This is a genomic window from Arthrobacter sp. UNCCL28, from assembly GCF_900102805.1.
GTDB classification, from domain to species: domain Bacteria; phylum Actinomycetota; class Actinomycetes; order Actinomycetales; family Micrococcaceae; genus Arthrobacter; species Arthrobacter nicotinovorans_A.
Window position 1 is genome coordinate 334,746 of the sequence record NZ_FMWE01000001.1, and the last position, 15,073, is coordinate 349,818.

At 62.3% G+C, this 15,073-nt stretch carries 13 protein-coding genes; 8 read left to right on the top strand and 5 right to left on the bottom strand.

Annotated features, from left to right (window positions below; translation table 11 throughout):
- Positions 1-61 precede the first annotated feature (61 nt).
- A complete protein-coding gene (rarD, locus tag BLQ01_RS01460; protein ID WP_091549827.1) occupies positions 62-1,132 on the bottom strand; it encodes an EamA family transporter RarD in 1,071 nt (356 codons plus the stop codon).
- Positions 1,133-1,250: 118 nt separating this feature from the next.
- On the opposite strand from rarD, the gene BLQ01_RS01465 reads away from it, so the two are divergent.
- The 6 genes from BLQ01_RS01465 to BLQ01_RS01490 all read left to right on the top strand — a co-directional run bounded on the left by BLQ01_RS01465 (position 1,251) and on the right by BLQ01_RS01490 (position 9,058).
- A complete protein-coding gene (locus BLQ01_RS01465) occupies positions 1,251-2,699 on the top strand; it encodes an FAD-dependent oxidoreductase (RefSeq protein ID WP_026546365.1) in 1,449 nt (482 codons plus the stop codon).
- A gap of 149 nt (positions 2,700-2,848) precedes the next feature.
- Entirely contained in the window at positions 2,849-4,192 is a 1,344-nt protein-coding gene (locus BLQ01_RS01470) for a GAF domain-containing protein (protein WP_026546364.1), read from the top strand.
- A 96-nt stretch (positions 4,193-4,288) separates the two neighbouring features.
- Entirely contained in the window at positions 4,289-5,812 is a 1,524-nt protein-coding gene (locus tag BLQ01_RS01475) for an acetaldehyde dehydrogenase ExaC (protein WP_091549829.1), read from the top strand.
- A gap of 95 nt (positions 5,813-5,907) precedes the next feature.
- Positions 5,908-6,930 carry an alcohol dehydrogenase AdhP gene (gene adhP, locus BLQ01_RS01480; protein ID WP_026546362.1) on the top strand — a complete coding sequence of 341 codons (1,023 nt, stop codon included), beginning with the start codon at positions 5,908-5,910 and terminating at the stop codon, positions 6,928-6,930.
- Positions 6,930-7,346: a DUF779 domain-containing protein gene (locus BLQ01_RS01485; RefSeq protein ID WP_026539707.1), complete on the top strand. Its 417-nt coding sequence runs from the start codon at positions 6,930-6,932 to the stop codon at positions 7,344-7,346. Before adhP ends, BLQ01_RS01485 begins: the two co-directional genes overlap by 1 nt.
- A gap of 158 nt (positions 7,347-7,504) precedes the next feature.
- A complete protein-coding gene (locus tag BLQ01_RS01490; protein WP_026546360.1) occupies positions 7,505-9,058 on the top strand; it encodes an amino acid permease in 1,554 nt (517 codons plus the stop codon).
- Positions 9,059-9,143: 85 nt separating this feature from the next.
- Here the strand turns inward: BLQ01_RS01490 and BLQ01_RS01495 are convergent, their stop codons facing one another.
- The 4 genes from BLQ01_RS01495 to BLQ01_RS01510 form a co-directional block, all read right to left on the bottom strand.
- Positions 9,144-9,779 (bottom strand): DUF2461 domain-containing protein, encoded by a 636-nt coding sequence (locus tag BLQ01_RS01495; protein WP_026539709.1) that lies wholly within the window; start codon positions 9,777-9,779, stop codon positions 9,144-9,146.
- 130 nt (positions 9,780-9,909) lie between these two features.
- Entirely contained in the window at positions 9,910-11,391 is a 1,482-nt protein-coding gene (locus BLQ01_RS01500) for a catalase (RefSeq protein WP_026539710.1), read from the bottom strand.
- Between the two features lie 14 nt (positions 11,392-11,405).
- Positions 11,406-11,882 (bottom strand): Fur family transcriptional regulator, encoded by a 477-nt coding sequence (locus BLQ01_RS01505; RefSeq protein WP_026539711.1) that lies wholly within the window; start codon positions 11,880-11,882, stop codon positions 11,406-11,408.
- Positions 11,883-11,912: 30 nt separating this feature from the next.
- The gene (locus tag BLQ01_RS01510; protein WP_091549830.1) at positions 11,913-12,716 is read right to left on the bottom strand and encodes a hypothetical protein; all 804 of its coding nucleotides are present in this window, start codon (positions 12,714-12,716) and stop codon (positions 11,913-11,915) included.
- Positions 12,717-12,808: 92 nt separating this feature from the next.
- On the opposite strand from BLQ01_RS01510, the gene BLQ01_RS01515 reads away from it, so the two are divergent.
- Together BLQ01_RS01515 and htpX are read left to right on the top strand one after the other, a co-directional pair.
- The gene (locus BLQ01_RS01515) at positions 12,809-14,080 is read left to right on the top strand and encodes an MFS transporter (RefSeq protein ID WP_091549832.1); all 1,272 of its coding nucleotides are present in this window, start codon (positions 12,809-12,811) and stop codon (positions 14,078-14,080) included.
- Between the two features lie 120 nt (positions 14,081-14,200).
- A complete protein-coding gene (gene htpX / locus BLQ01_RS01520; protein ID WP_026539714.1) occupies positions 14,201-15,070 on the top strand; it encodes a zinc metalloprotease HtpX in 870 nt (289 codons plus the stop codon).
- Positions 15,071-15,073: the final 3 nt, after the last annotated feature.

Below are 15,073 nucleotides of genomic sequence, written 5' to 3' on the forward strand. Positions count from 1 at the left end.
GGGTCACTTGTGGCCCCTTAATCGCCGTCGAAGGGGCCATAAGTGACCCCGCGTTGCATTACTACCCGGCAGCAGCCAGCCGGGCCTTCTTCTTCAGCACGGAGTTCTTCCGTGTAGTCCGCAGCATGTCGATGGTGAGCAGCACCAAGGCCAACCACACCACGCAGAAGCCGATCCAGCGGGCAGTGGTCATGGTCTCGTTGAACACGGTCAGGGCGACCACGAACTGAAGAACCGGCGCGAAATACTGCAGCAGGCCTATGGTGGTCATCGGCAGACGCCGGGCTGAAGCTCCAAAGAAGAGCAAAGGCACGGCCGTGATGACGCCCGAAGCCACCAGCAGCCAGAGGTGCCCCGCACCCTGGGTGGTCAGCGTGGCAACTCCAGTGGCGCCCAGCACCACCATGGTGATCGCGGCGAACGGAGCCAGTACAACGGTCTCAACGCTCAGGCTCGTGAGGGCGTCAACCTTGGGGCCAACACGCTTCTTCACGAAACCGTACAAACCGAAACTGAAAGCCAGGATCAGGGCAATCCAAGGAAGCTGACCGTAAGAGAACGTCAGGACCCCCACGGCGACGAAGCCGATGCCCACCGCTGCCCACTGCAAGGGGCGCAGCTTTTCCTTCAGGACAAAAACGCCCAGGAGGACAGAAACCAGGGGATTAATGAAGTAGCCCAGTGAAGTCTCAACGGCATGGCCGGTGGTGACCCCGAAAGTGTAGGTGAGCCAGTTGATGGCAATAAGGCCGGCTGCCAAGGCCAAGGGCCCGAAAACTGAACGGTCCTTCACGGCTGCGCCGAACACCCGCCAAGCCCGGGTAATCGTGATGAGTAGTGCACAGAAGATCAAGGACCAGACAACCCGGTTTGCAACGATTTCCACGGCGCTGGCCGGCATCAGGACATAGAAGTAGAGGGGGAGGAGCCCCCACAGGCCGTAGGCACCGATTCCGAAGAGGATTCCCGCTGTCGACTCGCTCCGCACGGGCTTGCCGGCACCGCGGGCGGGTTTGCCGCCGCCCCCGGCAGTCGTCGTCGTTGGCTGGTTTGAAGAGGAAGAGCTGGCAGTTATCTGATCCGGAGTCGACACATTGTCGCCAACACCACGTGTGCCCGCAATATTCCGCAATCTTGGTGAATTTCCGTGACTCCTGCCATATAAGCGTCCGGGCGTAGGGTCGACATCTAGAATTGGAATCTGCGCGCCCCACCAACGGGCGTGGCTCACTGCTTCGGAAGGGCTAACGGTGTCCAACTCAGCCGCAACAACCCCCAATCGTCCGCTGCGCGTGGCGATCGTTGGTGCAGGACCAGCAGGCGTGTACGCCGCGGACATCCTGACCAAATCCAACGAGGTTAAGGACGGACATGTGGAGGTCAGCATTGATCTCTTCGAGGCCTATCCCGCACCGTACGGACTGATCCGCTACGGTGTGGCTCCGGACCACCCGCGGATCAAGGGGATCGTCAATGCGCTGCACAAGGTTTTGGACCGCGGCGATATCCGCTTCCTGGGCAACGTGACCTACGGCAGGGACCTCACCCTGCATGACTTCCGGGCTTTCTATGACGCCGTGATCTTCTCTACCGGTGCCATCAAGGACGCCGACCTGAATATCCCCGGTGTTGAACTTGAAGGATCCTTTGGTGGCGCGGACTTCGTCTCCTGGTATGACGGACACCCGGATGTTCCCCGCGACTGGCCGCTCGATGCCAAGGAAATCGCGGTGATCGGCAACGGCAACGTCGCTTTGGACGTGGCCCGAATGCTGGTCAAGCACCCGGAGGAATTGCTGGTCACGGAGATCCCGGACAACGTCTACGCAGGACTTAAGAAGTCGCCGGTGACAGACGTTCACGTCTTCGGCCGCCGCGGTCCGGCGCAGGTGAAGTTCACGCCGTTGGAACTGCGCGAACTGTCCCACTGCAAGGACGTGGACATCGTCCTTTACCCGGAAGATTTCGAGTTCGACGAAGCCTCGGACGAGGCCATCAGGACGAACAACCAGATCAAGACCATGGTCAACACCATGACGAACTGGCTGGTGGAGGAGCACGCCGAGTCCGAGCAGCCCTCCTCCCGTCGCCTGCACCTGCACTTCCTGCACAGTCCAGTGGAGATCCTGGATTCGCCGGAGACTCCGGGCAAGGTCTCGGGGATTAAGTTCGAGCGCATGCAACTGGACGGAACGGGCAACGTCAAGGGCACGGGGGAGTTCATCGAGTATCCGGTCCAGTCGGTGTACCGGGCCATCGGCTATCACGGTTCGCCGTTGGAGGAGCTTGAGTACGACGCCCGCCGCGGCGTCATACCGAACGACGGCGGTCGCGTCCTGGGTGCCGACGGCGAGCCCGTGCCGGGAATCTACGCCACGGGCTGGATCAAGCGCGGACCGGTGGGGCTGATCGGCCATACCAAGGGCGATGCATTGGAGACCATCGGATTCCTCCTCGAAGACCGGCTCAACCTGCCCCCGGCGGAGAACCCGGATCCGCAGGCCATCATTGATCTCCTGGAAGAACGGGGGATCGAGTACACCACCTGGGAAGGCTGGAACAGGCTCGATGCCCATGAGGCTGCCCTCGGCGCAGCCTGGACTTCCGCCGAAGGATCCGCTGGAGAAGGAGACGGTGTGGTCCGTGAGCGCATCAAGGTTGTTCCGCGCGAGGAAATGATCCGGATCTCCCGCGGCTGACAAGGCGTTTTTGTACAGCTGATGCCCTTATTCGGCTGCTTTAGGGGCTTCATCTGTACAAAAACTCCCTTCCCCGAACTAGACTTCTCGATACTGTCCCGCCCACCACATGTGCAGAGCACTGTCATAGCGGACTACCAGGGAGTTCGATGAGGAATCCAGTCCATCCGCCGGTTCCAGGCAGCGAGGCCGCGGAGTTGCTGCAGAAGCGTGCCCTCTCAGGCCATGAGCGCTTGGATTCCTTGCGTCTCGGAGTGCCCGAAGACATCGCCGGATTGCGGCGCCTGGTCCGTGAATCCTGGCAGAGGTCCGCGAGCCTGCAGGCCAACCCGGACGTCGCTGAAGCTCCGCTCGCCATGGACCGCGATGAGCTGGAGGAGTACCGCCGGCAGCACCCTTTGGCCACCATCATGCCCGTGATCAAGAAGCTCCTGGTTCAGCCCAGCCATGACAGTGGCCTGTTGGTGGCAGTGGGGGACGACGTAGGACGGCTCTTGTGGGTGGATGGCGATCCTGTGATGCAGCGCCGCGCTGAAAGCATGATGTTCGTGGCGGGCGCTGACTGGTCTGAAGCGTCCGTAGGCACCAGCGCTCCCGGGACCGCGCTGGCCCTTGACCGCAGCATCCAGATCTCGGGGGCGGAACATTTCAAGCGCTCTGTCCATCCTTGGAGCTGCACTGCTGTTCCCTTCCATGATCCCGATTCCGGGGCGGTCCTGGGCGTTGTGGACATCACCGGCACTGAAACGGCGGTGGCGGCGCACACCCTTTCCCTGGTGGAGGCGACCGTTGCGGCAGCCCAGGCCCAGTTGCGCATTGAACGTTTGACGCTGGCGGCCGCAGTCAAGGACAAACCCCGACGCCGGAGCGCGGCTGCCGCTTCCAGCCACACGCTGTACCGGAACAGCCTGCAGTTGTTGGGCCGAGACCAGGCCCTGCTCAGCATCGACGGCAGGACAGTGTCCTTGTCCGCCAGGCACAGCGAGATCCTGGCCATCCTGAGCAATCATCCCGCCGGACTTAGCGCGGATGACCTCTGCGCCCAGTTGTATCCGGGCGACGGCTCGGCGGTCACACTGAGGGCTGAGATGGTCCGCCTCCGGAAAGTCATCCAGGAACTCAGCCCCGGGGCGGTCCCCGAGTCGCGGCCTTACCGTTTGCCGGTCGATCTGCTGCCCGACTCCGGGCAGGTCCTCAGTTGCCTTCAGCGCGGTGCGCACCGCATTGCCTTGGAAATCTACAAGGGTGGGCTTTTGCCACGTTCGGAGGCGCCCGGCGTCGTGCAGTTGCGTGAGAGGGTCTCGCACTTGCTGCGCGAGGCGCTGCTCAGTGACGGCAGCGTGGATTCGCTCCTCAAGTACGCGGAGCTGCCGGAAGCGAAGTACGACGTCGACCTCCGCCTGGCCGTGTTGAAGTTGCTGCCGCCGCGCTCGCCCAAGCGGGCCGCCGTCGTCGCTGATCTTGAACGCATCGACAGGGAAATGAAAGCGTGAGCTGACTCACATGGTTGCAACGTAGCTGCAACCTCCCCGCTCTTAGGCTCGGATCAATGGCGACAGCCACCGTGATTCGCAGCAAAGGAGCTAGCAATGACTGTTTACGCACAGCCGGGTGCCGAGGGTTCGAAGGTCACTTTCAAGGACCGGTACGAGAACTGGATTGGCGGCGAGTGGGTTGCCCCGGTCAAGGGCGCCTACTTTGAGAACATCACTCCGGTGACGGGCAAGGCTTTCTGCGAAGTTGCCCGGGGCACGTCCGAGGACATCGAGCTGGCGCTGGATGCCGCCCACAAGGTTGCGCCTTCCTGGGGCAAGACCTCCGCCACCGAGCGCGCGGCCATCCTGAACAAGATTGCCGACCGCATTGACGAGAACGTGGAACTCCTCGCCGTGGCCGAAACCTGGGACAACGGCAAGCCCGTCCGCGAAACCCTCAATGCCGACATCCCGCTGGCAGCGGACCACTTCCGCTATTTCGCTTCCGCAGTCCGGGCTCAGGAAGGCCACCTCTCCCAGTTGGATGAGGACACCACCGCCTACCACTTCAAGGAGCCGCTGGGCGTGGTGGGCCAGATCATCCCGTGGAACTTCCCGATTCTCATGGCCGTCTGGAAGCTGGCACCGGCGCTCGCGGCAGGCAACGCCGTAGTTCTTAAGCCGGCCGAGCAGACGCCCACGTCAATCCTGGTCCTCATGGAGCTCATCGGTGATCTCCTTCCCGCTGGTGTAGTGAACGTCGTCAATGGCTTCGGTGTAGAGGCGGGCAAGCCGCTGGCTTCCAGTTCCCGCATCCGCAAGATCGCTTTTACGGGTGAAACCACCACCGGCCGCCTCATCAGCCAGTACGCGTCCAATAACCTCATTCCGGTCACTCTGGAACTGGGCGGCAAGAGCCCCAACATCTTCTTCGACGACGTCGCGGACCAGAATGACGCTTTCTATGACAAGGCCCAGGAGGGCTTCACGCTCTTTGCCTTCAACCAGGGCGAAGTCTGCACCTGCCCGTCCCGCGCACTGGTCCAGGAAGGCATCTACGACTCCTTCATGACCGACGTTGTGGCCCGGACCAACAGCATCATCCAGGGCAACCCCCTCGATACGGATACCCAGGTTGGCGCCCAGGCATCCAATGACCAGCTGGAGAAGATCCTTTCCTACATCGACATCGGAAAGCAGGAGGGCGCCAAGCTTCTCACCGGCGGTGCCCGGGCCGAGTTGTCCGGCGATCTCGCCGGCGGCTACTACGTCCAGCCCACCATTTTCGAAGGCCACAACCGGATGCGCATCTTCCAGGAGGAGATCTTCGGCCCGGTAGTGTCCGTCACCAAGTTCAGCGACTACAACGACGCCATCGGCATCGCCAATGACACCCTCTACGGCCTTGGTGCCGGAGTGTGGTCGCGCAACGGAAACGTCGCCTACCGTGCCGGCCGTGAAATCCAGGCCGGCCGCGTGTGGGTCAACAACTACCACGCCTACCCGGCAGGTGCCGCCTTCGGTGGCTACAAGTCCTCAGGTATTGGCCGTGAGAACCACGCCATGATGCTGGACCACTACCAGCAGACCAAGAACCTCCTGGTCAGCTACAACGAGAACAAGCTCGGCTTCTTCTAAGAGTTTTTGTGCAGCAGATGCCCTTCTGGAGTGGTTTTAGGGGCATCAGCTGTACAAAAAGTCCCATCATTCGTCCCGATCAAAGGAGATCGTCAATGACCAGCACCATGCAAGCAGCAGTAGTTACCGAATTCGGAACCGACCTGACGGTCAAGGAAGTGGAACGCCCGACGCCGGGTCCCGGCCAAGCGCTGGTTCGCCTCATCACCTCCGGGGTATGTCATACAGACCTCCATGCCGCCGAAGGGGACTGGCCCGTCAAGCCAACGCCGCCGTTCATCCCGGGCCATGAAGGAGTGGGCGAAGTGGTGGCGCTGGGGGAGGGTGTCACCGACGTTGCCGTTGGCGACATCGTGGGCAATGCCTGGCTTTGGTCTGCCTGCGGGGACTGCCAGTATTGCCGGACAGGGTGGGAAACCCTGTGTGAGTCGCAGCAAAACGGCGGCTACAGCGTGGATGGCTCGTTCGGCGAGTACATGTTGGTGGATACCCGCTTCGCGGCGCGCATCCCGGAAGGTTCGGATCCGGTGGAGGTGGCGCCGGTCCTGTGTGCCGGCGTCACGGTCTACAAGGGCCTGAAGATGACAGAAGCCAGGCCGGGCCAGTGGGTCACCATCTCCGGTATTGGCGGATTGGGGCACATTGCGGTGCAGTATGCCGTGGCAATGGGCTTCCGCGTCGCTGCGGTGGATATTGCCGATGACAAGCTGGCACTGGCCCGCGAGCACGGCGCCGAACTGACGGTCAACGCCCTGCATGAGGACCCGGCGGAGGTCATCCAGCGTGAAACGGGCGGTTGCCACGGTGTCCTGGTGACCGCAGTCCACCCTTCGGCTTTCGGCCAAGCTATCGGGATGGCACGTCGCGGCGGAACGATTGTGTTCAACGGTCTCCCGCCGGGAGACTTCCCGGCGCCGATCTTCGAAATCGTCCTCAAGGGACTCACTGTCCGTGGCTCAATCGTGGGAACCCGGCAGGACCTCGAGGAAGCGCTGGACTTCTATGCCCAGGGAAAGATCAAGCCAACGGTCTCAACCAGGGAACTCTCCGAGGTCAACGCGATCTTCGATGAGATGAAGCATGCCAAGATCGACGGCCGTGTGGTGCTGAAGTTCTGATGCACAACATCAGCTTGGAAGCCGCGGTGACGCTGCCCGGGGAGACTTTCTCCCGGGTGGCGCTCACCGCGGTGTCCGTGGAATTGCTGGGCAAACTCTGGGAACAACACGGACCGCTTATGTTCCACCAGTCCGGTGGCTGTTGCGACGGCTCGGCCCCCATGTGCTACCCGGCGGGGGAGTTCCTGACCGGCGATGCCGATGTCCTCCTGGGCCGCTTCGACATCGGAACCGGAGAAGAGCCGCGGCCGCTCGAGTTCTGGATGTCCAAGGAGCAATTCAACTACTGGTCCCACACACATCTCACCGTGGATGTTGTCACTGGCCGTGGCAGCGGATTCTCCGTTGAATCACCCGAGGGTAAACGGTTCCTGATCCGTTCCACCCTCATGGACTGGGACGTTCCCAGCCTTTGAGCCGGTGTGACGGGGGCAACGCGTCCCCGTCACATCAGCCCCAGCAGTCACGGGCTCCGTGGGTTCGTCTCACTATCTGGGATAAATATGGTCGTCCATTGGTCGGACACTATTCTTGATGAGTCCTATACCACTCCCATCCAGAATGTGGCATTTTTATGAACATTTTCAGGACCAAGTCGATCGAGCAGTCGATCGCCGATGCCGACGAACCCGGTCGTAAGCTCAAGCGCAGCCTGAGCACCTGGGACCTCATGATCATGGGCGTCGCCGTTGCTGTCGGCGCCGGGATCTTCTCGGTTGGCGCCAAGGCCGCTGCAAACTTTGCCGGCCCCGCCGTCACCATTTCTTTCGCCATCGCCGCTGTCACCTGCGCTTTGGCCATCATGTGCTACGCCGAGTTCGCCACCGCGATCCCCGTGGCCGGTTCCGCCTACGTTTTCACGTACGCCACCATGGGCGAAGTCCTTGCGTGGATCATTGGCTGGAACCTCATCCTTGAGCTCTTTACCGCAGCAGCGGTGATCGCCAAGTACTGGGGCATCTACCTCAGTACGGTGTTTGGGCTGATGGGCGTGGATATGCCGCCCTCGATCCAGGTAGCCGGGATTGACCTCTACTGGGGCGCCTTCCTCATTGTTGCGATCTTCACCGTTTTGCTGGTGCTGGGGACAAAGTTGTCCGCACGCGTTGGCAACGTCTTTACGTTGATCAAGATCGCCGTAGTGCTGTTCGTGATCGTTGTTGGCTTCAGTTATGTGAAATTCTCCAACTACACCCCCTTCGTTCCGGCTTCGCAGCCTACCGACGCCGGTGCTGCCGACGTCATGAAGCAGTCCTTCTTCGGCTTCCTGACCGGCGCTGCTCCGGCCCAGTACGGCACCCTCGGCGTCTTCGCCGGCGCAGCCTTGGTGTTCTTCGCCTTCATCGGCTTCGACGTGGTGGCAACCTCAGCAGAAGAGGTCAAAAACCCGCAGAAGACCCTGCCGCGCGGTATCTTCGGTGGCCTTGCGGTGGTTACGCTGCTGTACATCCTGGTCTCCCTCGCGTTGACGGGCATGGTTTCCTACACGCAGCTGGCCGAGGTAAAGAACCCCACCCTGACCACAGCCTTCGAAGCCGTGGGCAACACGGATGCTGCCAAGATCATCGCGTTCGGTTCCCTGGTGGGCCTGACTACGGTGATCATGGTGCTGCTCATGGGCCTGTCCCGTGTGGTCCTGGCCATGAGCCGCGACGGTCTCCTGCCGCGTTCACTGTCCAAGACCAGCGAAAAGCGCTCCACACCGGCCCGCTTGCAGATCATCTGTGGTGCAGCCGTGGCCCTCGTGGCAGGCGTCACCAAGGTGGACCTGCTCGAGGAAATGATCAACATTGGAACACTGTCCGCATTCGTGATGGTCAGCCTGGGCATCCTCGTGCTGCGCAAGAAACGCCCGGACCTCAAGCCCGCCTTCCGGGTCCCGTTCGGCAAGGTCCTGCCGTGGGTATCGGCAGTCCTCTGCTTCTACCTCATGACCAACCTTGCCGTGGAAACCTGGATCTTCTTCGCGATCTGGCTGGTCATCGGTATGGTCATCTACTTCGCCTACGGCCAGCGTCACTCGCGGCTCAACGAGAAGTTTGCCGCCGCCAAGGCCTCGGTGAGCGGGGCTCCCGCAAGCCCCGAGCGCAAGGGTGACGAGGACGAGGACAGCTACACCAAGGTCTAGTCCAATCCCCGCAGCTTGTCAGACAGCTGCGATTGCGCAGCTTCACAAAGCGCCCGGAAACCATGGGTTTCCGGGCGCTTTGGCGTTACGGCGCCGCATGCTCGCTCACCCAATCAACCAGTGGCCTCAGCACTTCCCATCGGGCAGCGATCTCGTCCTTGGCTGCGGGAGTGGCCAACCAGCCAGGTTCACCCACCTCAACGCCCGCTGACAGGGACTTGTGCTTGAGCAGTTCCCCGCGTGGATGGTCCTTGTCGAAACCCCGCGGAACTGTCTTGAGTTTCTCGCCCTCGATGGCGAAGCCGGCTGCTGCCACCGCATCGATGATCTCCTGCAGTTCCAGTCCGCTGTCAGGAGCATCCACTGCGGCCCGGAACCGCGCCAGTTGGGCCGGGGTGTGGGAGTGGTAGCCGCCACCGATCAACAATCCGTCGGCACTGATTTGAAGGTAATAGCCGACGCCTTCCTGGCCTGCAGCGAAGGCCCCTTGGGCAGTCTTGTACGGTGACTTGTCCTGGGAGAACCGCACATCACGGTTGGGGCGAAAGATCTTAGCCGGGCCGAACTGCGGCTCCAACTCCGCAAGGAGGGCAGTCAGCGGCCCTTTCACTTCGGCGTCGTACGTTGTTTTATGCTCCAGCCACCACTCACGGTTGTTGTTCTCTTCAAGCTCGGCGTAAAAGCGGAATGCGGCAGTAGGGATTCCTTCGAATGTGCTCATAGAAGGATCCTAGGGACGCCACTACCGGCCCAGCCATAGTCCAAGGCAGCTATGTGGAAAAACAAAAAGATCACCCCGCCGCGGGGATCCGCAGCGGGGTGATCGGGCAAAGCAGTGGAGCAAAAGACGCTTAGAGCTTGTTGGCTGCTTCGGCGTCGGACTCGGTCTGGCCTGCACCGAGGTTGGCGCGGAGCTTGGCGCCGAGCTCGGAGTCAACGTTGGTCCAGTACTGGATGGCGCGTTCCTTGATGTCGGCGTTCTTCACGCCGCCAACGGCACCGGTGATGGTGTCCAGGAGGCGGGCCTTGGCGGCGTCATCGTAGACCTCGCGGTACAGGGTACCGGCCTGGCCGAAGTCGTCGTCCTCAGCGTGCAGGGTGTGGGCGGAGAGGGTGAGCTCGCCGTCGTTCTCCCAGCCACCGGCCGGTGAAGTGGGCTCAACAGCAGCCGGGCCACCTACAGAGTTCGGTGCGTAGACCGGGGTGGAGGGGGAGTTGAACAGGAAACGGCCCTGGCCATCCTGGCTGTAGTTGTTGACCTGGTTCTTGGGCTGGTTCACCGGGATCTGGGCGTGGTTGGTGCCCACGCGGTAACGGTGTGCATCGGCGTAGGAGAAGATGCGGGCCTGCAGCATCTTGTCCGGGGAAGCGGCAATGCCCGGTACGAAGTTCGACGGCGCGAAGGTGGCCTGCTCGATCTGCGCGAAGTAGTTCTCCGGGTTCTTGTTCAGCTCCATGGTGCCCACGTGGATCAGCGGGTAGTCAGAGTGCGGCCACACCTTGGTGAGGTCGAACGGGTTGAAGCGGTACGTCTTGGCGTCCTCGTAAGGCATGACCTGGACGTGCAGTTCCCAGGAGGGGAAGTTGCCGTCGGCAATGTTCTCCTGGAGGTCGCGGATGTAGAAGTCGGCGTCCGAGCCGGCAAGCTGCTCAGCCTGGTCGCCGGTGATGGTCTTGACGCCCTGGTTGGACTTGAAGTGGTACTTGACCCAGAAACGCTCGCCGGCGGCGTTGATCCACTGGTACGTGTGCGAGCCGTAGCCCTGCATTTCACGCCAGGAAGCCGGGAGGCCACGGTCGCCCATGAGCCAGGTGACCTGGTGGGCAGACTCGGGGGAGAGGGTCCAGAAATCCCACTGCATGTCAGCGTCACGCAGGTGGCTGCCCGGGAGTCGCTTCTGGGAGTGGATGAAGTCCGGGAACTTGATGCCGTCGCGGATGAAGAAGACGGGGGTGTTGTTGCCAACGAGGTCGTAGTTGCCCTCGGAGGTGTAGAACTTCACGGCGAAACCGCGGGGGTCGCGCCAGGTATCGGGAGAACCGTTCTCGCCTGCAACGGAGGAGAAACGGATCAGCATGTCCGTCTCAACGCCCGGCTGCAGGAAGGCTGCCTTGGTGTAGGCCGAAACGTCCGAAGTGGTCTTGAACGTACCGAATGCGCCGCCACCCTTGGCGTGCACTACACGCTCCGGGACCCGCTCGCGGTTGAACTGTGCGAGCTTTTCCACCAGGTAGTGGTCGGTGAGGATGATGGCACCGTCAGCGCCGACGGACTTCGAGTGCGCGTCGGAGGTTACGGGGGCACCTGACTGGGTTGTTGAAATGGCAGTCATTGTTCTCCTTTTTCTTATTTCTCAGTTACGGAAGTTACGGGAAGCTGTTGTTTGGACTGGCAGTCCTGGCAGATGCCCTGGTACAGGACATCGGCGATCTGTATGGTCATGGGCTTGGAATTCTCATCCCAGTGCGGGGTGAGGCACGGTGCGTGTCCCACGGCGCAATCCACGTCCTCCACCTTGCCGCAGCTGATGCACACGGCGTGATGGTGGTTATCGCCCACCCGGGTTTCATAGAGCGCCGGGGAGTGCGGAGGTTCGAAGCGGCGCAGCATCTCCAGGTCCGTAAGGTCGCTGAGCACTACGTAAACGGACTGCGCCGTCAGTTCAGGAAGCTCTTTGCGGGCAGCGGCAAGAATGCCTTCTGCCGGAGAATGCGGATGGTGCTGGACTGCGGCGAGCACTGCCAGCCGCTGTTTGGTCACACGCCGGCCGTGGGCATGCAGGGCTGCTGCCCATTCTGCTTGCTCGGCGGTGTGATCTGTCATGCATTCATTGAAACACTTATTTTGAGGAGTTCACAATAAGGCAAGGCTAACTTCCGGTGAACTCATGAAATCTTCCAAGGGATTCTCCACTTCGGCAGCAGATCTTCCCAGCGCATGGATCCTCAACGGGCTCCCGGAATTCCCGCCTTCCAACGCCACACAACTGAACCCGATGGCACCCCCGGACCGGGGAAGTGCGGCCAGGGCGGCACCGATGGCCAACAACTCGGCCGTCATGACCTCGCTGATCGCATGCACCGCCCTGACAGGTTCCAGCACAGTGTGGCGTGGTCCTGCATCCACGGCCCGTACCAGCCCGTCAAGGGGCCCAGCATCAGCAACGGACCCGGCGTGAGCAACGGGCCCGACGGCGGCACCCGCCTCTGCGCCTGGGCCCACCGCAGTTTCGGGCCGGGCCAGCCGCAAGGCCTCGCGCAAGGCCGCGTCGGTAGCCTCCATGTCGTGGTCCGCTTCGCCGGTCCGGCGGTGGGCCGGAAGCGACAACTGGTGTCCCGGCGTCGTGGTTTCTCCGTCCCACCGGCCAAACAGGTGGAAGGTGGGCGTCGATGATTCCGCCACCGGCTCCCCGATTGCTGAACCCAAAGGATGCCACTGGTGGGCAAACATGATGGCGCATCGTGTGGCACCCAGGACGTCGGCCAAGGCGGCGCGGACCAAGCGGTGGCAGAAAAGCCAGTCGGCGGCTGAGGGATGGGCAAATTCGGTTGACGGGTCGGAGAGCCTGATCAGCACATGCCCGGCGGTGAGGGGGTGGCGAGGCCTGGCAATCTCCCAAAAGGCCGAACGGTACAGCAATTGTCTCGACGTGAGCATGTCAACTCCTTCCCCCGGGTGAGCCTACCAAGCGGAGCACCGCAGGTGGGAGGAAAGCGTTGGGCGGTCCCGTTGCTCGTTAAGGTAGGACGGTGGCGAAACTACTGGCAGACATCACCCCGCTCAAGGAAAGCCCGGCGTTCCGGCGGCTGTGGCTCGGGGCATCGGTGGCGGCCATCGGAACCCAGCTGACTTTGGTGGCGGTCAGCCTGGAGGTGTACCGGCTGACCCAGGAGAGCTTCTATGTGGGCCTTCTGGGGATCTTCGCGCTGGTCCCGCTGGTGATTGCAGGGCTCTATGGCGGTTCTGTTTCCGATGCCTATGACCGTCGCAAAGTAGCCATCATCGCCTCCCTGGTCCTATGGGCAACCACCGCCGGGTTGGCCCTGCAGGCATGGCTGGAGATCGGCAATATCTGGGTCCTCTACGCTTTGGTGGCCATCCAAAGTGGAGCCCAGGGCATCAATGGCCCCGCCCGCAGCGCCATCATTCCGCTGCTGGTCCGTAAGGACCTTCTTCCCGCAGCCAATGCACTGAGCATGTTGACGTTCGGCCTGTCCATGACCGCCGGACCACTCCTGGCCGGTATTCTGGTGGCCACCATCGGGTTCGGCTGGACCTACACGATCGATGTCATCAGCTTCACTTTCGCCCTCTGGGGTCTGTTCAGGCTCCCGCCCTTGCCGCCGTCGAAGGATGCCGTGCGGCCGGGGTTGCGGTCCGTGGTGGAGGGCTTCCGCTTCCTGGGCACCCGCCCCAACGTACGCATGACCTTCATCATCGACCTCATCGCCATGATCTGCGCACAACCCCGGGCTTTGATGCCGGCCATCGGGGCGGTCATGATCGGCGGAGGCGAAACCACAGTTGGCGTGCTCCTCGCGTCCACGGCCGTCGGGGCTTTTCTTGCCGGGCTGTTCTCCGGACCACTGGGACGGGTGCGGAAACAGGGCAGTGCGGTGGTGTGGTCCGTCGTAGGTTGGGGCGCCTCCATTGCAGGTTTTGGACTGGTGGTCCTGCTGGCCGGGGATGCAGGCCGCGACGGCGTGACGCCGTGGCTGGTACCGGCGGCCTTCTGCTGTGCCCTCGCCGGTATTTCCGACTCCATCAGCGCAGTCTTCCGCACCACCATCCTGCAGTCCGCTACACCGGACCACATGCGGGGGCGGCTCCAGGGTGTGTTCATCGTGGTGGTGGCAGGAGGACCCCGGGTGGGGGATATGCTGGCCGGCGGCGTCACCCAGTTCCTCAGCGAGGGTGGTGTCCTGCTCATCGGCGGAATCCTCTGCATTGTCCTGGCGTGGCTGGCTTCGCGGATTCAACCCGGGTTCGTTGCCTACGATGCAAGGCACCCGGTGCCATAGTTCTGCCGGCCACCCCGCCACCGTAGGCTGGGAGCGGAACACGACGACCGGCGTCGGCGTTAATCCGTGCAAGAGCCCCGCAAGACCCTGCAAGAGCCGACGAAAGAGGCAAGAGCAACCGTGCATAAACACAACAATGGACTCAAGACCGCGGCACTCTTCGGTGTGCTGTGGGCGGTGTTGTTGGGTTTGGGCGCCATCATCGCAGCAGGGACGCGCAGCACTGCGCCGATCTGGATCATGGCGTTGATTGGTGTGGGCACCACCGCCTACGGTTACTGGAACAGCGACAAGATCGCCATCCGCTCCATGGCCGCCTACCCGGTCTCAGAGGCCCAGGCTCCGCAGCTGTATCAGATCGTCCGGGAGCTTTCCGTACGGGCCAACAAGCCCATGCCGCGGATCTACCTTTCGCCCACCATGACCCCCAACGCCTTTGCCACCGGCCGCAATCCCAAAAACGCCGCCGTGTGCTGCACCGAAGGGATCCTGCACCTGCTCGATGCCCGGGAGCTCAGGGGAGTTCTCGGCCATGAACTGATGCACGTTTACAACCGCGACATCCTGACCTCGTCGGTGGCTGCCGCGGTAGCCGGAGTCATTACGTCCGTGGGCCAAATGCTGCTGATCTTTGGAAGCGGCGACAGGCGCAACGCCAACCCCCTGGCCACCATCGCCATGGCACTGCTGGCACCGTTCGCGGCGTCGCTGATCCAGATGGCCATCTCCCGCACACGCGAGTTCGACGCCGATGAGGACGGCGCCGAGCTCACCGGCGATCCGCTGGCACTCGCCTCAGCCCTGCGCAAGATTGAATCCGGCGTCACCCAGCTACCGCTTCCGCAAGACCAAAAACTCGTCAACGCCTCGCATTTGATGATCGCCAACCCGTTCCGTGGCGGTGGCATGCGGCGCATGTTCTCCACGCACCCGCCCATGAAGGAACGGATCAGCAGGCTGGAGCGGATGGCCGGCCGCCCGCTCTTGTAAGAG